This window comes from Alteromonas sp. CNT1-28 (genome assembly GCF_022348345.1).
In the GTDB taxonomy this organism is placed as follows: domain Bacteria; phylum Pseudomonadota; class Gammaproteobacteria; order Enterobacterales; family Alteromonadaceae; genus Alteromonas; species Alteromonas macleodii.
Map to the genome: position 1 here is coordinate 1 of NZ_JAKREZ010000027.1, position 12,372 is coordinate 12,372.

A 12,372-nucleotide genomic window follows, 5' to 3' on the forward strand; every position below is an offset into this window, starting at 1 on the left:
GAGCCTGTAACAGATTCTGTGTAACTGCCATTAGTTAATATGCTTTTCGAGGCGTTCCTCGAACTCGATAATAAATCGACTCATCGCCTGACGCCAGTTTTGAATCGGCATCGACCATTTTTTACTGGCGTCTTTTATTGCTAGATACACCATTTTTCTTGCTGAATCATCGCTGGGGAAGATTTTCCGCTTTTTAATAGCTTTGCGGATAACGCTGTTCAGAGATTCAATGGCGTTAGTGGTGTAAATCGCCTTGCGGATGTCCTCAGGGTAATTGAACAAGGTGTTGAGATTATGCCAGTGCGTGCGCCATGACTTGCTAATTTGAGGGTACTGGCCGTCCCATGTTTCAGCAAACCGTTCTAGTTCAAGCAGAGCTTCATCTTCTGTTGCTGAGCGGTATATGCGCTTTAAATCCGCTGTGACAGCTTTATAGTCCTTCCATGACACGTATTTCAGTGAGTTACGCACCATGTGAACGATACAGAGTTGAATATGTGTTTGTGGGAACACAGCATTAATCGCATCAGGGAAGCCTTTCAGACCATCTACACAAGCAATAAGGATGTCTTCTACGCCGCGCTGCTGAAGTTCGGTTAGCACGTTTAGCCAGAACTTAGCGCCTTCATTCTCGGCAATCCACATGCCCATCAACTCTTTGTGGCCTTCGGTATTGATGCCCAAGGCCAGGAAGATAGATTTGTTGATGATGCGTTTATCTTGGCGTACTTTCACCACGATACAGTCGAGGTAAACGATGGGGTAAATAGCATCTAACGGGCGTGACTGCCACTCGACCACTTGCTCGATAACCGCATTAGTGACGCGAGAAACCAATGTTGGCGATATCTCAGCACCGTACCATTCATCAAACGCATTGACGATTTCACGAGTACTCATGCCCTGTGCATAAAGCCAGAGGATTTTATCGTCCATTGACGTAAAGCGAGACTGATGTTTTTTAACGAGTTTAGGTTCAAAGGAGCCTTCACGGTCACGAGGTGTATCGAGTTCAAACTCACCATCTTCGGTTTTAACTCGCTTACTGCTCTTACCGGCTCATCCATTTCTGCGTTCAATGCCGCTTCCACGGTGATTTTCTTCAACATCTGACTAAATTCGTTTAAGTCCTCAGGAGTTTTAATTCCCTTGGCCGCTTCCTTTGCGAAAGCTTCAAGCTCTTTTTTGTTCATGTTCATCTGCCTATCCTTAACTCTCTATAGAGTAAATTGAGATAGGCAGTTACACAAAATTAGTTACAGTCTCGGTTTACGTGAGTGTCTGTCCTTTCTCCTTCTCTCCTTTGTTTTTTCGTTGCGTGTTTTTTAAGTGACTGTCCACTTGGTAATTCAATTGATACTTCAAGAATAAAGTAAGCACCACTTTTATTTGTGTTAGTTTTACTAGCGTTAAGCTACGAAAAAATAAGTGGGTGTCCACTTTGCGCTTGCACTTTGTCCTTGTTTGCCACTTCTTCTTTTAAAAAATGAGTGTGTGTCCATTGTGCGAAGCCAATTTAATTATATGTTTGTGGTAAATAAGTAACTGTCCACTTCAATTACACCCAACCTCCATTTCAACTTCTAGTAAAAAACAAGTGTCTGTCCACCCAAGCTCCCGTTTCAACTCTTAGTAAGAAGCAAGTGTCTGTCCAATTCCAACCGATTCGAAAAAAACCACGCTGCAGTTTTTGTTTATCAATGAATTCAGAATGCGATTAAAAACGCTGTTCTTTTCATCAATTTAGTTAAGATGCAGCCAGAGTGTCTAAAATTCGGGCACACAGTCATTTTTCTTTAATTTTATTGTTGACACTAACGGAACCGACTCTATAATACCGCCCCACTTGCTTAGGCAAGCTTTAAAGAAATATGGACGCTTAGCTCAGTTGGGAGAGCATCGCCCTTACAAGGCGAGGGTCACTGGTTCAAGCCCAGTAGCGTCCACCACTTCTTCACCGTGGTTAAACAGTGAAATCAAAAAATATGGACGCTTAGCTCAGTTGGGAGAGCATCGCCCTTACAAGGCGAGGGTCACTGGTTCAAGCCCAGTAGCGTCCACCACTTCCTCGCCGTGGTTAAACAGTGAAATCAAAAATATGGACGCTTAGCTCAGTTGGGAGAGCATCGCCCTTACAAGGCGAGGGTCACTGGTTCAAGCCCAGTAGCGTCCACCACTTCCTCACCGTGGTTAAACAGTGAAATCAAAAATACGGACGCTTAGCTCAGTTGGGAGAGCATCGCCCTTACAAGGCGAGGGTCACTGGTTCAAGCCCAGTAGCGTCCACCATCCCTCTCAATATATCAATCTTTAGAAACACAACAATTTAACTATGTCTTAGTCGTTGTCACGTTAAAGCATTTTGGCTACTCCTACACCAAATCCAGCAATCATTATCAATAACCAGTACTGAAATTCAGCTACGAGCAGCTTCCATTATGCGATAGTCTCCATAAAGAACTATACTTAAGGTGTACTTACCGTGATATGGTAAGAAAAATAAGGGTTCTCATGTTTCAGAGGCTACTAATTGATGAAACTACACTTAGCTAGAAATACTAAGTTGTTAATTGCTGAAGACCAGGTGCTGGCGAAAAGCCATATGCACTATGCACTTGAGCAGTTAGGTTTCAAGAACATGAACTATGTTGATAGGCCCTCTCATGCCCTTTCGGCACTACAAGAACATGATTATGACGCCATTATCTGCTCTTATAATTTGCGCTCTGAACAAGGCGGTTATTTTTTACTTGAGCAACTAAACGAAACTCAATCACTACCCCTCACCAGCGCATTCATCTTCACCAGTGCAGATACCTCAGCAGAAGTCGTACACGCCATCATAGAGTTACAGCCGGATGAGTTTATCGCTAAGCCCTTTTCGGTTAACGAGTTAGACAGGCGACTTTCCAGGGTTTTATCAAGGAAAAAAGCGCTAAAGAATATCTATTCATTCATGGATAAAAAGGACTACGAAAAAGCCCTGGCCGAGGTTGAGTTCTTTCTATTGCAGCCTGAGCAAGCCGAACACTTTCCGCTAGCGATGAAGATTAAAGGCGATTTGTTGATTATCACAGAAAGGTTTCAAGAAGCCGTAGCCTTCTTTGAATCGATAATTAACGTTCAAGATTTTAGCTGGGCAAAAATGGGGATCGCGAAGAGTCTGTTGGCGCTCAATGAATTGGACGATGCCGAAAGAGAAGTTATCCAGTTAGCAATGCGACCTGACTCTGCGCTTGAGGCCTATGATTTACTCGCCAAACTGCAAATTAAGCAGTTAGCTTTTGACGAAGCGCTGGAGTGTACATCGCTGGCGTGCAATATCTCACCTCAAAACATTGCTAGACATAAGTTAGCGATAAATTTAGCGCGGATCACCCATGATTACGAAAGTCAGTTTAACAGCGCTAAAAAGGTGGTCCGCTACGCGAAAGACTCTATCCATGACAAGCCAGATATTTATTTAACTGCCGCAAGAGCGGGTGTTGATTTTGCTATGACATCTGAGCCCGAACACGTAAACAGCATAGTTAAACAAACTAATGAGTATTTGCGACAGTTGAAAAAGGCTCACCCGAAAGCAGCCTTAAACGATGAGCTGACGGTGATTGACGCGCGTCTTCATTATTTGAAAGACGACACAGTGAAAGCACAAATGCTGTTGTCAGATTTTCACATTGATCATGCCCAACACCACTCCACAGAAGCCTTGCTTGATAGAGCCAAAGCCCTTCATGAAGTAGGAATGAAGAAAGAGTCCCTTGCGATTTTAGACGCCATTTCCTCAAGGCAGGATGAGGAGAACGATGAATTAAACCTCATGGCCACCTATTTAAAACAAGAGAAAGAAGAAAAAGAAGCGATTACGCTAAGCCCTAAAATACTTAACAACACCGCCGTTGCACAGTATAAACGGGGTAATTTAGAGCAGTCTTACACAACATTTGCTCAAGCGTTCCGCGTCATGCCTAAAAATCCCTCTATTGCGCTTAACTACCTTCAAGCAATAGTAAGGGCCCGAAAAGCTAACGCGCCTATGCTTCCCGACACCCTTTCGGCCATCAAAAAATGTAGAGAAACACTCGAGTCGGCAGCTTTGTCAGAAGATCAGTATTCTCGCTACGAGAACGTAAAAAGCATTCTAAAGAGCGAATGATAACGTCAGTCATTCCCCTCGCCCTTCTTATACCAATACGATTACTTAATTAGAGTAGACGACTACTGTCTCGTGATAGAGTTTGTCTTTATACTCAAGCTCGTGACTAAACGTCATCCCTAGCTTTTTCATAATATTGATAGACGCACTATTTTGCGGGTTAGCAATAGCAGAGAATTTTTCAACACCTATATCATACAGCGCTTCTTTAACAGACTCCGCAGCCTCTGTTGCGTAGCCCTTGCCCCACGTATGGCGCTTAAAACGCCATCCTAGTTCCATATTGTCACTTTCGGGGTGTTGAGTAAAAAAGCCAAAGGGTCGAACTAAAATCCAACCAATGCTTTCCTTTTCGACTAGCGTTTCCACGCGCCACAGTCCCCACCCTAGAGCTGGATTGGAATAGGCTTGGAAACGAGGAACAAAGATTTCCCGAATATCTTCCTTAGAAGACTTCTTGCCACCGTTGATATATTTCATGACAAGCTCATCTTGGTCGAGCTCCCATAAAAAGTCTGCGTCTTGTTCGGTGATATAATGGTAGGAAAGACGCGCACTGTCCTTGATATGCATATACTTCCTTTATCGTTATTATTTTTAATATACTTACACCGCTGAATATAGCTCATTTTTACAACAAACCAAACTTATTCGATGTATTTATTTTGCCCTACATTTTCCTTTAACGTAGAGCCAATTAACTAGCCTCCCAGCATGGCAAGGTGCTTGGTTGCCCCTGTTTTACCTTCATGCAAATAGTGTGTTTCGTGTTTTTGACCCAGCACATCTTGTAAAAAAGCGACCACTTCATCCACATTTCCAGTGGCAAGAAGATGTCTCATGTCTATCCCATTTTCACTAAACAAGCATAGGTGAAGCTTTCCTGGGGCAGAAACACGTAGTCGATTACAAGTTTTACAAAAATCTTTGCTGTAAGGCATGATTAAGCCAATTTTACCGGCATAGTCAGGGTGGTAAAACTCTTGCGCTGGCCCCGCATCTTTTCTACGCAACAAAGGCTGCCAGCCCATGTCTAACAACGTACTTTTTAGCGGCGTACCACTTTGATGTTGCTTATTGAAAAACTGATTTAAGTTGCCTGTCTCCATTAGCTCTATAAACCGGAGCGTTACTGGCATATCTTTTAGCCAAGCAAGAAACCTATGAAGACGGCTATCTGAAAAATCGTTGAGTAAGACAGAGTTCACTTTCACGTCTAAGCCGGCATCAATCGCTGCGTCTAACCCTCGAAGTACAGCTTTAAGCTTGTCTTGTCCTGTTATAGCGGCAAACTGACGGGGATCTAAACTGTCAATACTTACATTTACTTGGTGTAACCCTGCTTCTTTCCACTGATGCGCAAACTTTTCCATTCGCGCTCCATGTGTTGTCATCGCTACACGTTCGATACCAGGCGTATTACTTGTTAGCCGTAAAATATCAAGAAAGTCTCTTCGCAGCGTTGGTTCGCCGCCTGTTAGGCGCACTTTCGACGTACCTAGCTTAGCGAACGCTTTGAGCAAGGTATCAATTTCGTTTAGCGTCATAAACTGATCGCTCGTCGGGCCTTCATATCCGTCTGGCAAACAGTACTGACAACGAAAGTTGCACGCTTCGGTCACTGACAAACGTAAATAATGAAACTGTCTACCGAAACTATCTTCTAACAAACTAACTCCTTAATCCTGTGCTGCTTAGTCATTCAATTCACGGCTTTCTCAATCTAACAAAAGCCAGTAAAACATTGAGTGAATAACAAGGTAACTAAATTAAACTACCTCTAGTGTACGCGCGGAGAAACCAAAATTAAACACATTCATCGCTATAAATAAGACCATTTTAATCTCTAGCCTATTTCAAAACGTACTTCAAAAAGCGAAAATCGCCCTACACGAGCAGGTTAGCTCAATATCTATTACAACGTTTACGAAAAGCGATTTTTTAAATCAGCGCGTTCATAACACTGTAAACACAATAATAAAGCACACTATAAAATGAGAAAAAACCGTTTTCCTACCAATGTCGACGAACCTGTTAAATGGCACGTTCTCTCACAGCTTTGGCCTTATCTCCTAGAGTTCAAGCACCGTGTATTTCTTGCTCTACTCTGCCTAGTAGCAGCAAAGCTTGCCAGCATCGGCCTACCCTATGTATTGAAATACACCGTCGATAGCTTAAATGGCGACCTAACCACGCTTGCATTAGCGGTACCTATCAGCCTTATCGTTGCCTACGGAACACTGCGTTTACTGAATGTTTTGCTCGGCGAAGTACGCGACACGCTATTTGGTCGGGTTACAGAGCGTGCCATGCGCCGCCTTGGCCTAAAAGTCTTTAAACATTTGCACAACTTAGACTTGGGCTTTCATTTAAATCGACGCACAGGCGGATTGTCACGAGATATAGAGCGCGGTACCAACGGCGTAAGCTTCCTCATGCGTTTTATGGTGTTTAATATTGTTCCTACCCTGTTAGAGATCACTCTTGTTGTAGGCTTACTCTTGTTTCAGTTTGGCGTATCTTTCGCGTTAATTATTGTAGTTAGCGTGGTGGCTTACATTGGCTTTTCGATGAAAGCCACGGATTGGCGCACTCGCTTTGTTACTCAGATGAATGAAGCTGACTCGACCACCAATTCCCGGGCGGTAGACAGCCTGCTAAATTTTGAAACCGTTAAATACTTTAACAACGAATCCTTTGAAGCCAATCGCTACGACACGGATTTAGCTGCATGGGAAAAGGCACGAAGAAAAAACCGCTTGTCGCTATTTGCATTGAATGGCGGCCAAGCTGCCATTATCGCTATCGCCATGACATCTATGATGGCAAACGCTGCCTTTGGCGTCATGAATGGCGAGATGACCATAGGTGACTTTGTATTGATAAACGCCTTCACCATGCAAATTTTTATGCCCTTAAACTTCTTGGGGTTTGTGTACCGTGAAATTCGAGGGAGCCTTGCGAATATCGATAAACTGTTTGACCTTCTCGCTCAAACTCCGGCCATAAAAGATGCCCACGACGCTACGGAATTAACCTGTGCGAACCCCGCACTGCGATTTAACAATGTCCATTTTGCATATACTGAGAAACGACAAATACTTAACGGCTTAAGCTTTGATGTACCGCCAGGCTCAAAAGTAGCGGTAGTGGGTGAAAGCGGCGCGGGAAAATCAACGCTGATGAAACTACTCTTTCGGTTTTATGAGCCTCAACAGGGCGACATCACGATAAATGGAAAAGACATCACATCGGTTACGCAACAAAGTCTGCGTTCACATATCGGCATTGTCCCTCAGGATACGGTGCTGTTTAACACTACCTTGCTGGAGAACATTCGCTATGGTAACCCTGATGCCAGCGATGAAGACATTAGGCAAGTTATCAAACTCGCGCATCTTGAAGCATTTGTAGAAAGCCTACCTGAAAAGCTAGACACAACGGTAGGTGAGCGAGGCCTAAAACTTTCTGGTGGCGAAAAGCAGCGCGTATCTATCGCAAGGGCCTTACTTAAAGGCGCGCCAATCATGATTTTTGATGAAGCCACCAGCTCGTTAGACAGCACGTCAGAACGTGCGATATTAGCGGCCCTTCGCGACGCTGCTAAAGGACACACCAGCTTAGTCATCGCCCATAGACTGTCCACAATTGTTGATGCCGACAAGATCCTTGTACTTAAAAACGGTACCATTGTAGAGGAAGGGACACACACTTATTTGCTTGAGCAAGGTGGTGAATACGCAGCACTATGGCAAGCACAACAACGTGAAGATGAAGACCTCAACGAAAATCCCAAGACAAAAGGTAATCAGTAAATGGACCCAACGCTTATTAAAGCCGCTATTAACCAAGTGATGCCCTTTGGCAAATACGCTGGAAGACGCCTATTTCATTTACCTGAACCCTATTTGGTCTGGTTTCACAAGCAAGGCTTTCCAGAAAACAAGCTTGGTGAACAGCTCGCTTTAATGTATGAAATTAAGCTAAACGGCTTAGAGTCTGTTGTAGAACCGCTATTAAATGACGACTAGCAATCACACGGGGACTCAGCGTCCCCTAATGGCAAAATGAGTAAACTCTAACCACACTAAGATTTATGTTAGCAAGACCCAGAAAGCAACGTCGAAGTGACGTAAACGAACGTATCAAAAAAATACATAATGCCATTGCCGACAAACTGATGTTGCAACCAGAACTATTTGAAGAAGTCGAAAAAACATTAGAAACCCGTTATCACAACAAAATGATGCGCTATGGAAGCTACCTTCTTTGGAAAGGAATAATTGAGGCTCGCCATCAACCAGACGTATTTAAGGCGCTTCTTTTGGCTGACGACGAGCGCACAGCCAACTTAAGAAGAGAAACCATCTTCGTCGGTATTTTAAGTGAAGATGAACGAGCCGCTATTTTTGCAGGTTAACCAATTGCTAGTTTAGCTTCTGGGTATTTAATGCGGCTTATTCGAGGGCTGGCAATAAAATAAGCCAATGTCAAAGGCCCTAATCTACCCGCGTACATCAGTAAGATAATGATCCACTCACCACTGTTTGACAGCTCGCCAGTTAGCCCTCTGGAAAGACCCACGGTCCCAAGAGCAGAAACCGCTTCGAACACGATATCCAAAAAGTCAGCTTTTTCTGACATTAATAAAAGAAAAATAGCTATCCACGTAATACCTATGGAAATCATCGTAAGCGCTAGCGCTTTGCTAATAGTGTCATTTGAAATTGTTCTGCCAAAGAGTCGTGGCGCAGCTCCCCGCTGAATATAGTTGTATGCGGCAATGATCAAAACGATGAAAGTCATCAGTTTTATACCGCTTGCGGTACTCATTGAGCCCCCGCCGATAAACATTAGCAACAACATTAATGCTGTCGTTGGATCTTCTAACGACGCTATATCCAGCGTATTAAATCCGGCAGTTCTTGGAGTAACAGCTTGAAACCATGATGCCCATAATGCGCTTTGAGTATCGAGGTTCGCCAAGGTTGCAGGATTATCACTTTCAATAACAAAGATAAGCAAAAAGGCGGTTACATTGACAATTAGCGTACCCAATATCATTGTCTTGGCATACACAGAGATGCGTTGCCATCTGCGCTTTTTATGAAGCTCTATCCAAACGGAGAACCCGAGACCACCAATAATAAATAATGCAGAAATAGTGATGTTGATAATCGGGTCTCCCACATAGGCGGAAAGACTATCCCCACTTAATGCAAATCCTGCGTTGTTGAATGCAGAGATGGTGTAAAAAAACGCGTGAAATAACGCTTCACTTACTCCTTTTTCCTGCATCCAGTAGGCCGACAGAATACAAAAACCCGCTAACTCAACGAAGAAGGCAAAAATCAGTACCGACTTTGCTGTAGACACAAGCGTTGATAAATCTGTTTGATTAAACGCCTCCTTCACTGCCGATTGCTGCAAGAAACTGATTTTACTTCCTAAGGCAATGAGCGTGACGATGGCAAACGTCATCAGCCCTAGGCCCCCCAGCTGAATTAAAACCGCAATCACCGCTTGTCCAGCAGTTGTAAAAACAGATCCGGTATCGACTACCACAAGACCCGTTACTGTCACCGCCGATGTGGAAGTAAATAGGCTTTGGATCCACGAGATGGGCTCATGAGTCATCATTGGTAATTTTAGGATAACGGTGCCTAAGAAAATCACCGCCACAAAGCTTAGAGAGAGAATAAGAGGCGGCCCTACCTGAATTTTATTAATACCTTTAGGCGAGCGCTCTATCGGTCTGTAGCTAGGATCCCATCTGTTCATTGTGCTAGCCTAGGCGCTATTTTAACAAGGTTCTCTCTATGGCCGCAGAGGATAACGGTATCTTTCGAAGTAACTTCAAAGTCTAACGATGGATTATGATGTAGCTGGTGACCTCGCTTAACTAACAAACAAGAGACTTGCCCCTTACCGACGGACAGCACGTCTTTTAAGCGCTGTGAAGAAAAGTGATCAGACAAAATGACATCAACGATATAAACGCCGTGCCCTATACCCAAGTAGTCATTCACCATTGGGTAGTTAAGCGCTTGCGCCACCCTTGCTCCCATCTCTTCTTCAGGATGAATAATTTTCGACACACCCAGCTTGGATAAAATAGCGTGGTGAGCAGAGCTATTAGCTTTCACCCAAATATTGGCTACGCCCAAGTTTTTTAGTGCCAACGTACACAGTAAGCTAGCTTGCATATCCTCGCCAATAGCAACAAGCACGGCTTCGCTCTGACACAAGTTTAATTCCTTGAGTGCACGCTCATCACTGGCATCACACACAACGCACTGTGTAAACTCACCTGCATACTGTTCAACCAGCTTTTCACTTTGGTCAATTCCTGTAACGGTGTGTCCCATATGAATTAACTCTAAACTGGCCGTTAAGCCAAACTTGCCAAGCCCAATTACACTAAAGTGCGACATTAATTAGCCTCCGGTTTATCAACCGCTATTCGGTAGCCTTGTTTAGGCATTGTCTCTATTAAATCTTTCTCGAACGGATCTATCTTCTTTCTTAGCTGTCTTACAAGAACGCGGATGTAGTGGGTATCTTCACTGTGATGCAGACCCCATATTCTTCTTAACAATTCTTGCTGACTAACAAACGCCCCAGGCTGTTTTGTAAGCTCGTCAAGAAGCTGAACTTCTTTTGGGGCGAGCGCGATAACTTCGCCTTCAACGAGCAGCCGTCGCTCGGTAATATCCAATGCTATCTTGCCAATCTGTCGTGTGGGCGTTGTGGGCTCAACCACAGGATTGAAGTCTCTAAGCAGTACTTTCACCCGGGTGACAAGCTCTCTGATCCCAAAAGGCTTGCTAACATAATCATTGGCCCCCCGGGACAACAGGTCGACCTTGTCTAACTCCTGATCTCTTGCAGACAACACGAGCACTGGCAGGCGACTAGATTCTCTTATGCGTTTAAGTACTTCACTCCCCTCACCATCAGGTAACCCTAAATCGAGTATGACAAGGTCAGGACGGTGCTGATTAAACAATGACAAAGCTTCTCGAACCGAAGCAGCTTCTACACAAAGGTAGCCTTCTGCACCTAGCGCAATGCTCAGCATCTGACGAATATTCGCATCATCTTCAACAAGTAGAATGGTGTGGCTCATTGCGCTAATCCCTTTTTGGAATTGTAATACTGACGAGAAGGCCTGGTGTGGTATTCGACAGCTTGATAGCACCACTATGGGCGTGAACTATGCCTGCTGCTACGCTTAGTCCTAAGCCAATGCCGCCTTTTCCACTATCGCTGCGACGACTGGTTTGAAAAAGCTGTATTGGCGCTTGTAGCTGTTCATCGCTGATCCCTTCGCCTTTATCGGCTATTTGAAACTTAAACTCTCCATCAGAGTGGCTAACCATCAGCAATACACTGTCATCGCTGAATTTAAGGGCATTATCAATTACGTTAAATAAAGCTTGTTCAAACAGTGATTCAGACACAGTTATACCGCGACTGTCACTGTTGTTGATCACTTTTAGTCGACCACTGTTAATACGACTTTCAAGGTTAGCTAAAAAGGCAGTCAGGTTTACATGGGTTAAATTTAGCGCTAACGCGTTATGCTCAATTCGTGTGGCTTGAAGCAGGTTCTCAACGTAAACATAAAGGCGTTTACCTTCATCGTGAACCCCTTTTAACAGTGCCTGTCTCTCAATGTCATCAAGCTTGTCTTGATATGTCATATAGGTTTCAACAGAACCGATAATGGTAGAGAGCGGCGTACGCAAATCGTGGGACACAGATCGAAGGACACTAGATTGTGTTTTAACAACCTGTAGTGCATGTTGTTGAGAATTGACGTAGACAGCAAGCTCGCTAATGAGGATGGCTACAATGATGAAAACGACAAAATTTATGCTGTCTTCAACTTCTGCAATTTGAAATGAGTGCAAAGGCTCGGTGAAAAAGTAATTAAAGCTCAGTGCTCCGGCTACCCCTGCAAGCAAGCCGTAAAACCTTGAGGTCGTTAACGCCACAATGGCACACGCGAGCTGTAGAATGAGCAGAATACCGCCAAGCGGCAGTAACCAGTTACTAAGTGCTAAACACCCTAAAATAGCCACAGCCATAATAAAGAGTGTATAGAAACCGTGTTTAAATTGGGTCATAGGTCAATCGTGTTTACTTCAACACAATGAGCATATCAACCTAACCTCAAATATACGCGTAAAATTTAGGTAAAAAAAACGGCA

The 12,372-nt window shown here is 44.0% G+C and carries 10 protein-coding genes, 4 tRNA genes and 1 pseudogene; 8 read left to right on the top strand and 7 right to left on the bottom strand.

The features are described from left to right. Nucleotides 1-30 precede the first annotated feature (30 nt). A pseudogene (locus tag MHN02_RS15375) lies at nt 31-1,193 on the bottom strand (IS256 family transposase). A gap of 680 nt (nt 1,194-1,873) precedes the next feature. Between MHN02_RS15375 and MHN02_RS15380 the strand changes: the two are divergent. From MHN02_RS15380 to MHN02_RS15400, 5 genes are all read left to right on the top strand, one after another. After that, a tRNA-Val gene (locus MHN02_RS15380) sits at nt 1,874-1,949 on the top strand. A 38-nt stretch (nt 1,950-1,987) separates the two neighbouring features. Then, nucleotides 1,988-2,063 (top strand) — tRNA-Val (locus MHN02_RS15385). Between the two features lie 37 nt (nt 2,064-2,100). Next, nucleotides 2,101-2,176, top strand: a tRNA-Val gene (locus MHN02_RS15390). 37 nt (nt 2,177-2,213) lie between these two features. Next, nucleotides 2,214-2,289: transfer RNA gene (locus MHN02_RS15395), tRNA-Val, on the top strand. A 244-nt stretch (nt 2,290-2,533) separates the two neighbouring features. Then, nucleotides 2,534-4,156: a response regulator gene (locus MHN02_RS15400; protein WP_239247210.1), complete on the top strand. Its 1,623-nt coding sequence runs from the start codon at nt 2,534-2,536 to the stop codon at nt 4,154-4,156. Nucleotides 4,157-4,201: 45 nt separating this feature from the next. Here MHN02_RS15400 and MHN02_RS15405 read toward each other — a convergent pair whose 3' ends face one another. Together MHN02_RS15405 and moaA are read right to left on the bottom strand one after the other, a co-directional pair. Further along, nucleotides 4,202-4,729, bottom strand: a complete 528-nt coding sequence (locus tag MHN02_RS15405) for a GNAT family N-acetyltransferase (RefSeq protein WP_014948922.1) — start codon at nt 4,727-4,729, stop codon at nt 4,202-4,204. Between the two features lie 128 nt (nt 4,730-4,857). Continuing rightward, nucleotides 4,858-5,826, bottom strand: coding sequence for a GTP 3',8-cyclase MoaA (moaA, locus tag MHN02_RS15410; RefSeq protein ID WP_069944014.1), 969 nt, complete (start codon nt 5,824-5,826; stop codon nt 4,858-4,860). Nucleotides 5,827-6,150: 324 nt separating this feature from the next. Between moaA and MHN02_RS15415 the strand changes: the two genes are divergently transcribed. The 3 genes from MHN02_RS15415 to MHN02_RS15425 all read left to right on the top strand — a co-directional run bounded on the left by MHN02_RS15415 (nt 6,151) and on the right by MHN02_RS15425 (nt 8,576). Continuing rightward, nucleotides 6,151-7,971, top strand: coding sequence for an ABC transporter ATP-binding protein/permease (locus MHN02_RS15415; RefSeq protein WP_069944013.1), 1,821 nt, complete (start codon nt 6,151-6,153; stop codon nt 7,969-7,971). Then, nucleotides 7,972-8,187, top strand: a complete 216-nt coding sequence (locus tag MHN02_RS15420; RefSeq protein ID WP_014948919.1) for a DUF3820 family protein — start codon at nt 7,972-7,974, stop codon at nt 8,185-8,187. It abuts the gene before it with no gap. A gap of 65 nt (nt 8,188-8,252) precedes the next feature. After that, a complete protein-coding gene (locus MHN02_RS15425; RefSeq protein WP_061094648.1) occupies nt 8,253-8,576 on the top strand; it encodes a hypothetical protein in 324 nt (107 codons plus the stop codon). On the opposite strand, the gene MHN02_RS15430 is transcribed toward MHN02_RS15425, so the two are convergent. From MHN02_RS15430 to MHN02_RS15445, 4 genes are read right to left on the bottom strand one after another with little or no spacing between them, the layout of a single operon-like run. Continuing rightward, nucleotides 8,573-9,937: a TrkH family potassium uptake protein gene (locus tag MHN02_RS15430; RefSeq protein ID WP_239220154.1), complete on the bottom strand. Its 1,365-nt coding sequence runs from the start codon at nt 9,935-9,937 to the stop codon at nt 8,573-8,575. The two genes, MHN02_RS15425 and MHN02_RS15430, sit on opposite strands and share 4 nt — an antisense overlap. After that, nucleotides 9,934-10,590: a TrkA family potassium uptake protein gene (locus MHN02_RS15435; protein WP_014948916.1), complete on the bottom strand. Its 657-nt coding sequence runs from the start codon at nt 10,588-10,590 to the stop codon at nt 9,934-9,936. The genes MHN02_RS15430 and MHN02_RS15435 overlap by 4 nt, the downstream gene beginning before the upstream one ends. After that, nucleotides 10,590-11,285 (bottom strand): response regulator transcription factor, encoded by a 696-nt coding sequence (locus tag MHN02_RS15440; protein ID WP_075176251.1) that lies wholly within the window; start codon nt 11,283-11,285, stop codon nt 10,590-10,592. The genes MHN02_RS15435 and MHN02_RS15440 overlap by 1 nt, the downstream gene beginning before the upstream one ends. 4 nt (nt 11,286-11,289) lie before the next feature. Further along, a complete protein-coding gene (locus tag MHN02_RS15445; RefSeq protein ID WP_156078139.1) occupies nt 11,290-12,288 on the bottom strand; it encodes a DUF4118 domain-containing protein in 999 nt (332 codons plus the stop codon). Nucleotides 12,289-12,372 lie beyond the last annotated feature (84 nt).

Excerpts from the sequence above, each read along its gene's own strand:
- MHN02_RS15425 (WP_061094648.1), top strand. The coding sequence starts at position 8,253 with ATGTTAGCAAGACCCAGAAAGCAACGTCGAAGTGACGTAAACGAACGT.
- MHN02_RS15445 (WP_156078139.1), bottom strand. The coding sequence starts at position 12,288 with ATGACCCAATTTAAACACGGTTTCTATACACTCTTTATTATGGCTGTG.
- MHN02_RS15440 (WP_075176251.1), bottom strand. The coding sequence starts at position 11,285 with ATGAGCCACACCATTCTACTTGTTGAAGATGATGCGAATATTCGTCAG.
- MHN02_RS15435 (WP_014948916.1), bottom strand. The coding sequence starts at position 10,590 with ATGTCGCACTTTAGTGTAATTGGGCTTGGCAAGTTTGGCTTAACGGCC.
- MHN02_RS15430 (WP_239220154.1), bottom strand. The coding sequence starts at position 9,937 with ATGAACAGATGGGATCCTAGCTACAGACCGATAGAGCGCTCGCCTAAA.
- MHN02_RS15420 (WP_014948919.1), top strand. The coding sequence starts at position 7,972 with ATGGACCCAACGCTTATTAAAGCCGCTATTAACCAAGTGATGCCCTTT.
- MHN02_RS15415 (WP_069944013.1), top strand. The coding sequence starts at position 6,151 with ATGAGAAAAAACCGTTTTCCTACCAATGTCGACGAACCTGTTAAATGG.
- MHN02_RS15400 (WP_239247210.1), top strand. The coding sequence starts at position 2,534 with ATGAAACTACACTTAGCTAGAAATACTAAGTTGTTAATTGCTGAAGAC.
- MHN02_RS15405 (WP_014948922.1), bottom strand. The coding sequence starts at position 4,729 with ATGCATATCAAGGACAGTGCGCGTCTTTCCTACCATTATATCACCGAA.